Below are 15,523 nucleotides of genomic sequence, written 5' to 3'. Positions count from 1 at the left end.
CTATGTATTACTCTGCTGTATTGGTTTTACTCTTGCGGTGAATATACGATACTGACTGCATGCGAATCCTGTATGCGAATCGTTATAGAATTACGAGTTTACAGGAACAAAGCCGCCTTTTTCAATAGCCCGAGTTCCTACTTCGCTTTGCAGCCATTCAAGTAATCGTTGCATCGAAGCACGTGGTTTCTCACCTTCGCGTGTAACTACAAACAGTTGGGCTGTGAATGGATATTGTTTCGAACGAATGTGCTCTTTGTCGGGCTCCACTCCATCAATAGATAAAAATTTGACCTCTTGACGATTATGCATCACATTTGCGAAATAATAAAATGAATAACCGAGCGCATTGTGATCCTTGTTAAAATCAGCAACTGCATTAATCATTTCACCCATTATACCAATTCGGAGTTCCCGAGGTGGTTCAGCCATGTCATGACCTTTCATCACTTTCTTCTGCATATAGGTTTGACTTCCTGAATTTTCCTCCCGCTGATAAGCAACGATCGGCTGATTCTTTCCCCCTACTTCACTCCAGTTACGAATAGATCCTTCATATATGCTGCGTACCTGCTCCGAAGAAAGTCCGTTAACCGGATTGCCTTTATGAACGAGAAAAATAAAAGCATCCCACCCAATGGGTGTAAGCTTCATTTGAATTCCCCGACTTTTTGCCAGGCGCAATTCCTCATCGGATGGACCCGCCACCAGTATCAGATCCGCCTTCTTCTCAATCAGATTGACATAAGCCTGATGTGTTGTGTTGAATCTCAGTTCGTGAGCCGCACGAACCTTGCTCATTCCGGTCAATTCATGCAGCATATCCTGCGCGAATGGAATGGCCGCTGTAGCTCCATCTACTACCGGGAAATCCCTTTCCGCAATGTACGGACGTTGAGGAAGCATGAGCGTAATCGTCAGTACAATGATGAGCGCAGCAGATATCGCGGCTACAACCCATTGCCATCTATGGTCCACCTTTCCGTTCTGGTCTGTCACCGCTGGATAACGATCTACCCCAACACCGACTACCATGCCAATTATGGGCAGCAGTGCGGTCAGCAGAAAACAGATTCCACTGAGCTGTGTATATAACCCCAATACCTCCAGTACAGGTTCCGCCCAAGCGTGATAGAGTGAAAAAAGCTCCCACGCTCCTCCAGACACTTCGGCAAGTTGGCCGCCAGATCCTCGTAGTCCTACAATCCACAACCACAGCCCACATAATAATGATAATAGCCCTGTCAGCATCAACGGAAGCTTGCCCATGTTGGACATACGCGCACTCAAGGCACCATAAGCTGCAAAGATGAGACCGATAATCCATGCATATAGAAGCAATATTACAATCACGGTTGTATCCGTCACACCTTCATGCCTCAGCAAATACTGCACTTGAGGTGCTACAACCATACTCCAAATAATATTAAACATGACTGAAAACAATCCAAACATAAACGTACCGCCCAACCATGGCCAAAACCATGCTGTCCGAACAGACTCATCCTTTTCCGGCTTGGTTATAACTCCCTTTGGATCAGACATGTACATCCCCCTATAACTAATGAATGAAATGAGACTGTAAGCCATTGCTTCTTCATTGTACAATTATGGTAAAGATTAGTATACGAAAGGATGGTAAACATGGCAAAAAGGCCTCCCCTACAGGAAAGGCCTCTTTGGTATCGAATCTTCTCTATATCGCTCTGGCATGGATCAAAAAACGATGCTGCTTCACGTCCCAATACCCATCACGTTTAATGTCCAAATACAGACCATACAGCTGTTCTATATATTTCTCTGGCTGGAAGTCTGCAATCTGCCATTCAATGACTTTTAAGTAATAGACAATCGCTCCAATATCGTAAAATCGCTGTATCGGAAACTGTTCCTGCTGCTCTAAAATTTCGAAGCCATTGCTTTTCAAACCTGCAAGTGCTTGAGAAAGGGTCCAGTCCGCATACTCGTATTCAGGTGCTCCCAAGCGAGCGTTAAGGCCTGCACAATCCAGGCCTCCCGCCTGTTGAGTCAAAAACGTACCTCCAGGACGCAAAATACGGCGCACTTCCGCTGGCGAAAATGACTCATGCTTGTTCAGCACAAGATCGAACCCGGCATCGCCAAACGGAAGGGAATCGTCATCATGTATAGCCATCACGTGCACACCCAGCGGCTCCAATCTTTGCTTGGCAATAGGTATGTTCGGTGCATATGCCTCTGTCGCACATATGATCTCTGGAAAAGGGCGAAACTGCGACAAGAGCTCTCCCCCGCCTGTTCCCATATCCAGCATCGCCTTGGTGGAATGGATCAACGCCAAAGCCTTGCTGGCATAAGACCAGTCCAAAGGCTCGCTCGCCACTCGTCCCGTATCCGAGATGAATGAAAAATCCCATCCGGAAAACGACTGTTTATGATGCTCCAACAACTGTAGAAATTCACGATCTTCTGTATACTTCATATTTTTTGCTCCTCCACTATTGAACTGTACACGCTTTGGTCTCTATTTATATCAGTTCTAATGTGGAGGAGCTCTTGCCCGTCGATCAGGTTGTTATATGTCGTGTCCCAACCATCCCATGTTCATCTACCTCCGTCCATTTGCCATCTAAACCAGACGCTCTCCCTCGTTAGAGCTTAAGGAATTGCCGGTAAAGCCTTTGCAAGCTCCGGTGTCATGTCGCTTGGAGTTAAATAGTAATAGCCTGTGTGGGGATCTGAGCTAAATAAAGGTTTGATCTTGACCTGAAGCAGGTAAGTACCCTTCGCCATATTAGGAGTAAAGTTATAGGATCTACGCTTTTCCAGTACAGTGCTCCACAGCTTCGGATCTTCAATCGTTATTGCTTTGTGCTTCTGTTGGATTCTTCTAAATAGCTTATAGTCTTCAATATACTGATTGGGTTGATAAGGTTCAAGCTCTTCAGTAATAATAGGAACAGCCCGTATCGAAAAAATATCCTTGGAATCAATGATGACCTTATCCGCATAACCTTTTTGCTCTAGCCAACCTGTAAGCTTGTGATATGAGGCCGGCCAACTAAATGAAATTTCACGCTTCCAGCTCGGTTCGTTATTGGTAAAGGATGACTCTTTATTTGTAATAGAAACATTCCCCAGAGGATATCGATGTGATTGCATTTCACTATAACTCATACTTAATACTTCTTCTCTGAGTATATCTTCAAATTCACGAGTTTCTTTGGGATTGGTCAAAACCACTCGTCTTTCATTATCATCTATGGATTGGATATTAATCGTCTCTGCTTTTCCTTGCAGCTTATCCAGCTCGTATCTTACCGTTTTATAAGGCTCTGCTTCCATCACCTTAGTCAGTTCTGTCCGGAAAGGCTTCTCCGGGAATGTATAACGCCTAGTCATAGTGGAACCATCATCCAAACGGTAGACTATGACTGCCCTTTCAACGGCCAGGTTTTTGGACAACGATTTCTCGCCAGCTGCATGTGCACGTACGAGTTCACGATGTAAATTCAGCACAGAAGCGATATAGGCCCTGTCTTGGGAGTAATAAGCTTCTTTTTCTGCATCTCCCCCTAGAGGCTCCTCTTGCCCCACATAAACTTTTTCTACGGAGTGTGCTGTTGGAATCCGTCCCTCATAACCTAACCAACCTGAAATTGGGATATATAGTACTAGCCCCATGATCACACCGTACACGACCATTTCCACCAAAGCACGAACACGCACAATTTGCCACGTCTTGCGGACGACCATCTCTACAACGATATAGCCTAGAACAGCTCCAAGTGCATACCCAAAAATCGACCAATTTGCTCCTCTTGTACCTGCATTATAAAAATAATCGCCTATTACAAGCATGGCGCATAATGTGACTCCTGCCTTGAACAAAGGCTGTAAGAAAGGAAATGCTATGGCCTGAGTCGCCTTCTCGACCAAGCGTTTACGATACAAACCATAACTCAAGGCAACAAATAACAGAGAGACACCTAAATAGGCAAGTAGCTCCATGTAGGAAAAGGCGCTCTGCGGCAAATTGTCCATAATGCGTACAAACGGCGATAAGTTATCCCAAACATTATTACTGCTGCGAAACTCTCCACCATTAATATATTGAACAACGGTTTCTCGCACTTGCACATAACCGTATAAATTACGTTCCAGAAAACGCCCCATCATCATGGATAGAAACTGAGGCAATAGCAGCAAAACATACACTACTACGGTCTGTAGCAACGATTGTCCCACACAAATCCCTACAAACACAGTAAAAGTAAACAGGAAAATCGTAAGGACAGATACGACCAGTGCCCATGATCCAATATCATTAATATGAAAAATATAAGGCAGTTCGACTGACGTGTTAACCCAAGCAGTTACTCCCGCAGTCAGCCATACAGGTACAAGTAAAAGAATAAGACCGCTAATTACATGTGATGTTAATAAATGCTCCCTACGCAAAGGTAGGCTGTGATACAAATCGGATGGCCCCTGTCGCTGAACAAAACGAAGCAGCATCACACCTGCCAGCACGGGTACGGTCGTTAAGATTAATTTTTGCAATTCATTACCTGAGCTTGTGCTATCAAACAAGCTTTTTAAAACCACTCGCGGTTGTTCATCACCAATGCTCATAAACAATGGCAGCAGTACTGTAAACAGCAATCCTACCAAGTACAATAGACCGATCCAGCCATGCTGTCTCAGGCATTGGCGAATTACGCCGCCGCTACAGAAGAATCGGTTGGATGTCATAACCTGCGTCCTCCATTTCATAAATGAAAATTTCTTCAAGCGTCAGCGGTAGCAAATCGAATACATGTGGCTCATACACTTCAATCGTCTCCGCAATCCGCTCTCGCTCACCCCGGATAATAAGCAGCAGAACACTGCCCCTCCGCTCCTTATGTACGACCGAAAGTTGGCTACAGACAGCTTCCTCATGCATGCTGTCTCGAAAAGCAACCTGCACCTTATGCGTATCGGATTTGAGGTCATCGACCTCTTTTTCCAATAGCATCCGACCTTGGTGCATAATGCCGACATGATCACACATGTCTTCAATCTCACGCAAATTATGCGATGAGATCACGACGGTCATCTCACGTGCAGCGGTTTCTTGGAACAAGAGATTTTTGATCATTCTACGCATCACCGGGTCCAGACCATCAATGGGTTCATCCAAAACCAGCAGCTCAGGCATGCAGCTCAAGGCAAGCAAAAAAGCGGCTTGGCGCTTCATCCCTTTGGAAAATCGGTGGAGTTTGCGCTTCGGGTCCAGCTTGAAAATATCCGTAAGCTGTGTGTAGCGTTCCTCACTCCAACTTGGATAAATGGAGCGGTAAAACCGGGCCATCTGACGAATTGTCGCTTGCGGGAAAAAATAAGGGGTATCCGGTAAAAACAGAATGTGCTGCTTGACTTCAGGCTGCTCATACACTGGCTGACCACCGATTAGCACCTTGCCAGTATCCGGTCGGTAAATCCCGGCAATGATTTTGAGCAAGGTCGTTTTCCCTGCCCCGTTCGAGCCCAGCAGTCCAAAAATGGAGCCCTTCTTTACCGTAAGGGCAAGCTGATCGACAGCCTTTTCTTCTGTAAATGTCTTTGTGACTTCCCTTAATTCAATCAAGGGACATCCCCCTTTCCTTTGTTTGCATAGCTTCCACGTATATGTCGTCCACTTCCTGCTGTGTAAAACCGAAATGGACAGCTTCGATCATCTGTTTTAACAATGCCGCCCGAATCTCATCCCGTTTCATTTGTTGCGGTTGCTGCTGGGTAGGCGTGACAAAGCTACCTTTACCCTGAACGGAATAGATATATCCTTCGCGTTCCAGCTCGCGATACGCCTTCTGAATCGTATTCGGATTCACCGTAAGTTGAGCGGACAATGCCCGTACAGAAGGCAATTGCTCATCCGGCTGAAGCGATCCGTACATGATCATTTCCTTGACCTTCTCCATAAGCTGTTCGTAGATCGGCTTACGGCTGCGGATATCCAGCTCGAACACATGGACTTCCTCCTTTCAACACTGGCTCAAATTCATTTATGCATATTCAACTGTTCTAACTGTACTATCATTAATAGTACAGTTAGAACAGATTGTCAATCTTTTCTTTGAACATTTCTTACAAAAATAGCCGTGATGCAGGATGCATCACGGCTATGTCTTTTTAGCCTTCCTTTGAATCATAAGGCTGATCACGGCTTATATTGGCAAGCGTTTGCCCTTCCGGCAGTTTAAGATCCAGCTGGAACCGGAATGTTGCTCCTTTGGCCTCGTCGCTATCCACACCAATGGAACCTCCCATTAGCTTGACCAGGTTTTTGCAGATGGACAAGCCGAGGCCTGTCCCTCCATATTTCCGGTTCAATGCCGGATGAAGCTGGGAAAAAGGCTGAAACAACAAATGCTGACGGTCTGCCGGGATGCCGATTCCAGTATCAGTTACACTAAACTCAATTAGGCATTTCTTTTTACGGCGGCTGTAAGCCTTTCTCTCCACAAAAATATTTACATGCCCTCGCTCCGTAAATTTGATCGCATTGCTCACCAAGTTCACCAATATCTGTCGGATACGCACATGATCACCGACCAGCATCCCTGGCATTTCCTGATCTACATGCCATTCTAGCTGGATGCCTTTTTCCATAGCCTGTGTCATAAATAGGTCAGCTACACTGCCAACCACATCCTCCAGTACAAAAGACTCATGCAGCAACGACATTTTGCCAGCTTCGATTTTGCTCAAATCCAGTATCTCATTCAATATCTGCATTAAAGCGTTGCTACTGCTGGTAATAATATCGATATAGCTACGTTGCTCCTCATCTAATTCCGTGTCTGCCAGTAACCCGGCCATGCCTATAATGCCGTTCATTGGTGTACGGAGCTCATGACTCATCACAGACAGGAATTCTGACTTGGCCCGGTCGGCGCGTTCCGCAGACTCCTTGGCCCGAATAATCTCCTTTTCATTCGTCCTGTCTACAAAAACCATCACAGCTCCTTTTCGCTCGCCGTTATCCATCAAAGGGCTGATTCGATAAGAAGCCAGAAAACTGGACCCGTCTTTTTTCCAAAATACAGCTTCCTCTGCCTGATAAGAAGCTCCGCTGCGAATCGCTTGGAGAATAGAAGCCTGCTCGTCCGGAAAATGGCTGCCTATTTCGTCAGCATGGCGAATCACGTCTATACATGAACCGTTCAGCGGGTTGGCTGATCCTATGCCGAACATCTCAACGGCTGCCGGGTTCATAAAGCGGACATGTCCTTCGGTATTCAAACCCACAATTCCTTCGGATACTGCATTCAAAATAAGCGAATGCTCGTTACTGAGCTTTTCAATCTGAGCAATGTAGTTTTTAAGAGGGGTAACATTCTCTATAATCCCGTAGCAGCCTACAATTTCTTCTTGCACGAAAATCGGGATATTAGTCATCTTGATGAATAGACGCTCCCCCTCCTTATGTATGAATTCCGATTCATAGGTTTGTGTCTCCCCCTGTTTGGCCATTTCGATATGTCGTTTGATTTTGTCCTGTTCCTCAGAGGAAGCCATTACAAGTATTTCAGTTCCAAGCAGCTCATCCCTCGTATAACCCGTAAGCTTCTCCAAACTCGGATTCACGCTCAAAATATGACCTTCCATATTCATGGCGCATATCCCGAGTGGATTATGCTGAAATAGTGACTTATAACGGTTTTCACTTTCACGAAGACGCTGCTCGATTTCCCGGTGCTCTGTAACATCCTGTATCATCCCGACTACTTGAACAGGCTTGCCTGCATGCTCGTCCATCTCAGCTTCCCAGATCGAACGCAGTACCTTCTGTTCCCCATTGGGCAATACAATCCGGTAAAAGGTTTCTTCGTGAATTCCCTTTAGGATGACGTTGTTGATAATCTGCTTCATCCGTTCAGTATCTTCGGGATGAACTGCTTTCATGAAAGCGTCAATACTTGTTTCAACCGGCTTGACACGATAGCCAAATATGCTGCGAAATTCCTTGGAAAAATGCATAACATTGTTGACCAGATCCCAGTCCCATGAGCCGAACATCGCCAACTGTTGAGCTTTTGCCAGGTTCTCCTCGCTCTTCTGGCGTTCTGTGATATTTCGTCCGATGGATAGAACTCGCTTGATCTTGCCCTGTTCATCCCGAATAATACGGTACGATACTTCCAGCCACAAATAATGCCCGTCCTTATGACGTACACGCCGCTTCATGATGCCTGTTTCCTTGAACATTCCATGTACACGCATGTAATCGGCATCTTCGATATGGTAAAATTGAAGCCGTTTTTTGCCGAGCATTTCCTGCTTCGTATAGCCAAGGAGTTTTTCCACCGAAGGAGAAATATATTGAAGTATGCCATCTGCCGTGCTGTAAGAGATGACATCCGGCGTATTTTCGGTAATCAACATGTACAAATCCTCATTGTCCGAAAGCACCTGCTCCATGTCCTTTTTCTCCGTGACATCCATTGCATACGCAATCAAATAAGATTGTTCGGTAGCCTCATCATCAAATATGGTTAATTCCAGCGATAGCCAGACAGTTGTTCCCCGTTTATGCTTTAAACGCAGCTCTGTCTTGTAGACTTGATCCGTAGCCTTTAGCCAACCTGCATAGGCCTCCCTCAGCCCTTGCTGATCCTGAGCCTCATTATACAAGAGATGGTAATATCGGATATCCAGTAATTCCTCCTGCTCATATCCGACCATTTTGCAAAAGGCGGGATTGACATACAGACACTTCCCCTCCCTCGACAAAATCACGATTCCTGTCGGGGCATGATTATACATATGTTCCAGCAAAGGCAGTCGTTGAGCAGCAGAAAACACAATGAATCTCCTCCTCTGTGGTCCGGCAGTTTTTCTAACTATACCTATTCTAACATGATATGGGATTTTTATTGAGGAGAGCCCTCCTCTAGATGAAAGCCATTAAAACATGTATGCACAAAAGATTGCCGATGCAGGTTCATCGGCAATCTTTAGATTATTTTTTTATACCACCCGGCTAAGAAAATGACGCAAAAATCGCTCAGCGTCTACTTTAAGTGCCACATCAATCGTAGTCAGCGTTTGAGCTTCAGTCTCATTTTGTACCTCTCGGGTGCGACCAACCTCGGTGGAATCCCCTACCTCAACGGCAATGTGCATTGGACGCGTCTCCACAAAACTGGAGTCAATAGCCAACCCTACGGCTAGTGGATCATGCAAAGCACAGCCTGCAATACCAGGTCTAAAATTGCGATAAGCTTCCATATAGAAGTCTGTCATATCTGCCATAAACGCGCCCAGCTCGGTCCCTTGCTCACGCCATTTATCCACATCCTGCTGGGGAAGCAGGGTTTGCATCGTGACGTCCAGCCCGACGAGCGTAAGCGAAAAGCTCGCTCCCAGCACATAGGCTGCGGCTTCTGGATCGGCGTAAATATTCGCTTCAGCCGTTGGAGTTACATTCCCTTTCACTGTGACCGCGCCGCCCATGATGATCAGGCGCTCAAGCAATTGGGGCAATTCGGGACAGCGATCCAATGCAATCGCAAGATTGGTCAGCGGTCCCACAGCTACTAGGGTCAGTTTGCCCTCATAGCGACGAGCCTGTCCGATTATAAAATCAGCGGCATCCCCAGACGCAGCCTGACGGGAGGGCGCTCCTTTCAACTGATTGCCAATACCGTCTTCACCGTGAATATGCCGAGAATAAGGTTTGAACAGCTCCCGAGCATACGGCTTGTAAGCCCCAGACACGACCGGAGCCTCTACCCCCAGTTTTTCCAGCAGAATCAGTGAGTTACGTGTTGCCTCCTCCACCGAGATATTGCCAAAGGTGGTTGTAATACCGAGTAGTTCCAATTCCGGCGAATGGACCGCGTACGCAATAGCAAGCGCGTCGTCAATGCCCGTATCTACATCTAAGATTAACTTTTTGCTCATGATGACCTCCACAGTAGAACAGCATTCTTTTTTTCATTATACACAATTTGAATGCTTATTCCCTTGGTCATCGAATTCTTTATTTGAAGACGTTAAAAAAAGGCTACGACAGTTATGCCGTAGCCTTCTTTTACCACTTTTTAATCACTCATGGGCACATGTTCTGGCCAAATCCTAAGGCTCGATTCCCCATACCAGCTTATCGTTGTGGAACAACGTTACTTTGTTCCATTCAGCATAAGAGGTTTTGGTTGGATCGAAGGAATAGTCATTGGATTCGTTCAGATTAGACCAGTCGCTATTGTTCATGCGGATCTGAATATCACCTGTTTGCGCTCCAGCAGCAAGCGTGCCGGCTGCCGCACTGAATCCAATTTCAATATAGTTGTCTTTAATGGTGCGCAGCACATTATCATTACCTACTTGCGCCCAGTCTACCGCAGATTGCAGCTCTTGGCTGCCATCTTTTGTGAAGTAATAGCGGATTTTCAGCTCACTCAGCTTCACGGGTGTCGTTCCTTTATTTTTCACGTTAAAGAAAGGCTTGGCAGCGTTATTCGCTGGATCCGTGTCCCCAGCACGATACATTACAACCAAATCACCCGCTGGATCTGTAGGGTCGGTTGGATCTGTCGGTGTACCTTTTGGTTCAGCGCTTACCGTTGCTGAATCCTTACTTGTTCCTTTCGCATTCGTAGCACTTACAACATAGAAGTACGTTGTTCCGTTCGTCAGTCCCTTATCCGTGTACTCTCTTGTCGTTACAAGAGGCGCCACGGCTGTAAAAGGGCCTGCTTCGCTAGTCGCGCGTTTTACGGTGTAGCTGTCGGCACCCGTAGACGCATCCCAAGTCAGCGTTACTTGTGCATTACCCACAGTAGCCTTTAAGCCTGAAGGTACAGCTGGAGCTGTAGGCGCTGGGTCCACACCACCACTGGAAGGCACGATTGCAGGGTACGCATTTTGTACCAGCATCACAAACTGATCATGGAACCATGCTCCTGAAATAGGTGCATTCGGCAAAGCATCTGTTAATGTGCCATCCTTGGTTGTATAGGTAGGATCACACATACGGTCAAAGCCTTTACCCTCATCGTTCGGAATGAGTGAGCTGGAACCATCGGAATCACCCGGAGGTTTCGCCCAGACATAGGCATCGATATGGCCAGCTGGAGCCGTTTGTGGCGGTGTTCCCATCCCTGCTCCGCTGCTATTACACCAGTTACCACGGTGCGAACGTTTGTCCACACGACCTGAGTTTACATAGGAGTTAATATCATTGCCGACTGCGGAAGTCGGACGGTTAGGTCCTCCCCATCCATTACGGCCGGTATCAATTAACATGCCGAGCGAGCTTGGCCAGCCTGCATTGACAAAATCTCTATGCAAGGACTCAGCGAAATCCGATTCATCGAAATTAGGATTCCATTCGTAGAATTTGGACGATTTGATCGGCTGCCCGCCAATATTCAGGTTGGGATCAGGCAGATTCGGTTCTGTCAACGGTGAAGTATTGGCTGTATTCGTGATAAAGCCATCCACACTGGCCAGACCTTTGCTAGTATCTTTGAAGATAGTTGTAAACAGAGATACCGTTGCTGCACGGTTGTTATCCCAACCTAACCAGCCAGAGTGACCGATATCCACGTATTTGTACACATTCGGAATCTCGTTCAGCTTATTCATTGTGTATTTAACGCCAGCCTCATAAATTCCTGTAGATTTGGCTTGTCCACATTGGGGGGTATCCAGATTGGTTACCAGATTTGGCAAACTGTCCGGTTCAATGATCGCTACGATGCGAATATCCTTATATTTGGGATTCGCAAAAATAGAAGCGATTTTGTCAATATAATCCTTTTTGTACGTTTCCAGACCTGCCTGGGTCAACGGCAATTCACCATTGGAAGCCAAGGCATGACAATCTCGTCCGGGCAGATCATACACAATGAATTCCGCCGTAATCGGTGTGTTGCCTTTCTTTTGCGCCAATACTTGGTCCAAATGCGCTTCCAAGCCAAGCTTGCCCCCACCGCCGTTAATAGCAGCAATACGATCAAGCCATACGGCTGTCGGGAACGTTTTGACCGTTTGCATTTTTGCCTTCAGGTTCGCATCCGTAACCTTGGCAATCGATGTGTCGACACTAGCCGCATAATCAGGGTTAACGTATTTTGTCGCTCCTTGGTAAGGATTATCGACATGGGATTCTGCATGTATTTTATCCGTAAATCCTGCACCTGGTAGAAAGCTGCTTGCGACGAGTGATAGCGCAAAAGCATACTTCATTCCTTTACGAAGCACTTGCTTTGTTTTCAATTGCTTCACCTATCTTTCCGTAGATTTTATTGAATCTTCCTATGTCGGCACCTGATTGTTATATGATTAAATGTGTGTTACGCCTACTCTCTCCCTAGAAAAAGTAGCGTTCATAGTTGTGAAAGGTAAGCGCTTTCCATTTGTTCATGCGCTCACATTTTCCCCTTCTTGTCACCTCCTATGTTAGATTATAGTGAGCTGGAAATCTGCTGTAAATTGAATAAATTAAGGACTACAATTATTAATTAGGTATTTGAATTGCCACAACGACGGTCCGGCAGGGTGCCTCTTTTTCTAAGATCGGTTCTATCACTTGTTGAACTTCCCTGCTATGACAAGCTCTCAGGAGATTCAGAGTCGACAGTAAAAGAGTGGATTCATAAAAAACAAGACTGTATTCTTTAATTTCCGCCAGCCCAAATCGACAATGATAAACCTCAGGTTACCAGCTACGCCAAATCGTTAAATCTATCGACAGCAAAAAGGGTGTTCCAGACCTATGGTCATGAAAACACCCTTTTATTGCTGTTCCATCCGTCTCTGTTTATTAACAGGCCATAGAATGAGCGTTACTTCAATTGTACCAAGTAGCTGTTACGCCTTGCTGTTCTGCACTTTTTCGCGATCCTTGCCTTTGTCGGATTGTCCTGCATTTTTATTGGCAGCATCCCGGTCCAGCTGCATTTCTTCAACCGTCTTCACCTTAAGCCGCGCTGCTCCCTCATAAGGTCGGGTCGGAATCAGATCGCCTGCAGCCAAACGTTGGCGCGCCTCGGCAATCGCTGCTCCATATTGCGGCAACCATGCCTCCTGTGCCACCAGCATCTCATCGACCATCTGCCAAATTTCTTTTGGATTACACACCGCGCCCACTAACGGGTCCATCATAAACGCTTGGCGCAGCAGCTTATCGTCTCCATGTACAGCCGCTTCGACAGCCAAACGCTGAACGGAAATACTAACATTGCACACGGCAGCAGGACCGAGCGGCAGTTCTCCAACATGCGGCATGGAAATGCCATTCCGATCCACATATCCAGGGGCTTCAATAATCGCATCGTCCGGCAGGTTGGAAATTACCCCATGATTAATAACATTAAAATGTCCCCGGTATACACGTCCTGTTTCCAGACCTTCGATAATGTATGAGCCGTGCTCTTCACCGCGACTCTCTGCCTTGTACTCCAGTGGCTCTTCCTTCATCCAGTTGGGGAAATCTGTTTCAAACCAGTTGCGTCCTTCCGTACATACACGCAGATAGCCGCCTGTTTCTCCGTTGATCCAGTTGCCCAGGTCAATCCAGTCCAGAATTTCATTCGGACGCTTCCGATACCAAGGCACATATTCACTGAGATGACCATTCGACTCTGTGCTGTAATAGCCAAAACGACGAAGCATATCGATGCGTACCTTTTCGGTGCGGCTAAATTCAGGATGTTGTTCAAATGCCTCCAGCAGTCCGGCTGTCAGATCCTTGCCCTTATGTGAGGCCTGAATATACCATGTTTGGTGATTGATTCCGGCGCATACAATGTCCACATCCTGCTTCTCCAGACCGTACGCCTCGGCAATTTGGTGATGCCCATTCTGAACGCCATGACATAGACCAACCGTACGCACGCCGCCGTACTTGTTGCACGCCCAGGTCATCATTGCCATGGGGTTCGAGTAGTTCAACAGCAGTACATCCGGTGCACTTAACTCGCGGATATCTTTGCAAATCTCCAGCATTTCAGCGATACCACGCTGACCATACATGATGCCTCCTGCACATAATGTATCGCCCACGCATTGATCCACACCGTATTTTAGCGGAATATCCACATCGGTCGCAAAAGCTTCCAGACCGCCGACACGGATTGTACAAATGACGTATTTGGCATCCTTTAGAGCTACCTTTCGATCCGTAGAGGACTGTATTTGTATGGACAAACCATTCTCACGAATATCCCGTTGACACAGTTCAGTAACCATATCCAGATTGTGCTGACTGATGTCCGTAAAAGCCACTTCAATATTGTTAAACTCCGGTACCGATAACAGATCCCGCAAAATTCCACGGGTAAAACCGATGCTTCCTGCTCCAATAAAAGCTACTTTAAATGACACGGCATTCAACCTCCGGTAATTAGAATTGTAATATACCGCCATTGTAGCAATATGCCTGCGGAAAGCGTTATCAAAATCATGACCAGTTTCGCACTTAAGTGTCTAAAATCCTAACTTTCGCGTTAGCAGAGGGTTGCCCTTTTCCACTTCGTTCCATCCCGTCTCTCTCTTTCTGTGTAATGTTTCTTCAGTTCAATATGTACTTTAAGTGCGATAAATGTAGTAACATAAAAGAAAATATTGGAGAGCAAGGAGTAGCCCTAAGATGAACAAAAAGATTATCTTTTTAGATATAGATGGAACGCTAGTGGATGATGACGGTATGATTCCCGAATCTGCAAAAACAGCATGTATCGAAGCGAGAAAAAACGGACATCTGATTTATTTATGCACTGGCCGATCCAAAGCGGAGATTTATGATTTTATCATGGAGATCGGTTTTGACGGGATCATCGGAGCTGGCGGTGGCTTTGTAGAAATTGAAGGTGAGATGTTATATCACCACAAAGTATCGGATGAAGATGTTAGACATATGGTCGATTACTTTGATGAGCATGATTTGGACTTTTATTTGGAATCGAACGGGGGGTTGTTTGCGAGTAAAAACTTTTTGCCCCATGTAGAACGGCTTATCTATGGAGATGTGGACAATGATCCCGTAGCCAGAGAAAAAAAAGAACAACGCCCGCATCCTTTTATCACCGGCCTAACTATAGGCGAGGCCAACCTATACCGTAGTGACGTGAACAAAGCATGTTTTTTGGAAAACAAAAATGTTCCTTTTGAACAAATCAAAAAGGAATTCGCAGGGAAATTTGAGGTTATTCAATGTACTGTATCTGCCTTCGGGCAAGACAGTGGTGAGCTAATGGTTCCCGGTATTCATAAAGCCGTAGCTATTGAAAAGCTTATTGAACATTTGGGAAGATCCCAAGAAGACACCATTGCTATCGGAGATGGAATGAACGATGCTGAAATGATTGAATATTGTGCGCTAGGAATTGCCATGGGAAATGCCAAACCGGGCCTCAAAGCCATTGCAGATGACATTACGGATGCTGTGGATGAAGATGGACTGTTTCACAGCTTTAAAAAGCATAGTCTGATTTAGCGATGTTATTTTTTAATGAGTTGTGTCTCTAAATATTCCCAAAGGAGCAAG

10 protein-coding genes are annotated in these 15,523 nt (G+C 46.0%); 1 reads left to right on the top strand and 9 read right to left on the bottom strand.

What is annotated here, in order from left to right; translation table 11 throughout:
• Window positions 1–90 precede the first annotated feature (90 nt).
• From EGM68_RS05655 to melA, 9 genes are all read right to left on the bottom strand, one after another.
• Window positions 91–1,545: a PstS family phosphate ABC transporter substrate-binding protein gene (locus tag EGM68_RS05655; RefSeq protein ID WP_013369689.1), complete on the bottom strand. Its 1,455-nt coding sequence runs from the start codon at window positions 1,543–1,545 to the stop codon at window positions 91–93.
• A gap of 151 nt (window positions 1,546–1,696) precedes the next feature.
• Entirely contained in the window at window positions 1,697–2,461 is a 765-nt protein-coding gene (locus EGM68_RS05650) for a class I SAM-dependent methyltransferase (protein WP_013369688.1), read from the bottom strand.
• A 176-nt stretch (window positions 2,462–2,637) separates the two neighbouring features.
• The gene (locus EGM68_RS05645) at window positions 2,638–4,734 is read right to left on the bottom strand and encodes a multidrug ABC transporter permease (protein WP_129548809.1); all 2,097 of its coding nucleotides are present in this window, start codon (window positions 4,732–4,734) and stop codon (window positions 2,638–2,640) included.
• Complete coding sequence (locus tag EGM68_RS05640; RefSeq protein ID WP_013369686.1) at window positions 4,709–5,611, bottom strand: ABC transporter ATP-binding protein; 903 nt, start codon at window positions 5,609–5,611, stop codon at window positions 4,709–4,711. Before EGM68_RS05640 ends, EGM68_RS05645 begins: the two co-directional genes overlap by 26 nt.
• Window positions 5,604–5,993 (bottom strand): GntR family transcriptional regulator, encoded by a 390-nt coding sequence (locus EGM68_RS05635; protein ID WP_013369685.1) that lies wholly within the window; start codon window positions 5,991–5,993, stop codon window positions 5,604–5,606. The genes EGM68_RS05640 and EGM68_RS05635 overlap by 8 nt, the downstream gene beginning before the upstream one ends.
• Window positions 5,994–6,156: 163 nt before the next feature.
• Window positions 6,157–8,832: a PAS domain S-box protein gene (locus tag EGM68_RS05630; protein ID WP_040101988.1), complete on the bottom strand. Its 2,676-nt coding sequence runs from the start codon at window positions 8,830–8,832 to the stop codon at window positions 6,157–6,159.
• 165 nt (window positions 8,833–8,997) lie between these two features.
• On the bottom strand, window positions 8,998–9,933 hold the full coding sequence (locus EGM68_RS05625; protein ID WP_129548808.1) for a nucleoside hydrolase: 936 nt from the start codon (window positions 9,931–9,933) through the stop codon (window positions 8,998–9,000).
• Window positions 9,934–10,107: 174 nt separating this feature from the next.
• Window positions 10,108–12,261: a glycoside hydrolase family 6 protein gene (locus EGM68_RS05620; protein ID WP_129548807.1), complete on the bottom strand. Its 2,154-nt coding sequence runs from the start codon at window positions 12,259–12,261 to the stop codon at window positions 10,108–10,110.
• Window positions 12,262–12,846: 585 nt separating this feature from the next.
• Window positions 12,847–14,361 (bottom strand): alpha-glucosidase/alpha-galactosidase, encoded by a 1,515-nt coding sequence (melA, locus tag EGM68_RS05615; protein WP_013369680.1) that lies wholly within the window; start codon window positions 14,359–14,361, stop codon window positions 12,847–12,849.
• Window positions 14,362–14,626: 265 nt separating this feature from the next.
• On the opposite strand from melA, the gene EGM68_RS05610 reads away from it, so the two are divergent.
• A complete protein-coding gene (locus tag EGM68_RS05610; protein ID WP_129548806.1) occupies window positions 14,627–15,472 on the top strand; it encodes a Cof-type HAD-IIB family hydrolase in 846 nt (281 codons plus the stop codon).
• Window positions 15,473–15,523 lie beyond the last annotated feature (51 nt).

This window comes from Paenibacillus sp. M-152, assembly GCF_003856555.1.
GTDB classification, from domain to species: domain Bacteria; phylum Bacillota; class Bacilli; order Paenibacillales; family Paenibacillaceae; genus Paenibacillus; species Paenibacillus polymyxa_C.
The sequence above is the reverse complement of the archived record's forward strand: the minus strand, read 5'-3'. Positions and strand labels throughout refer to the sequence as shown.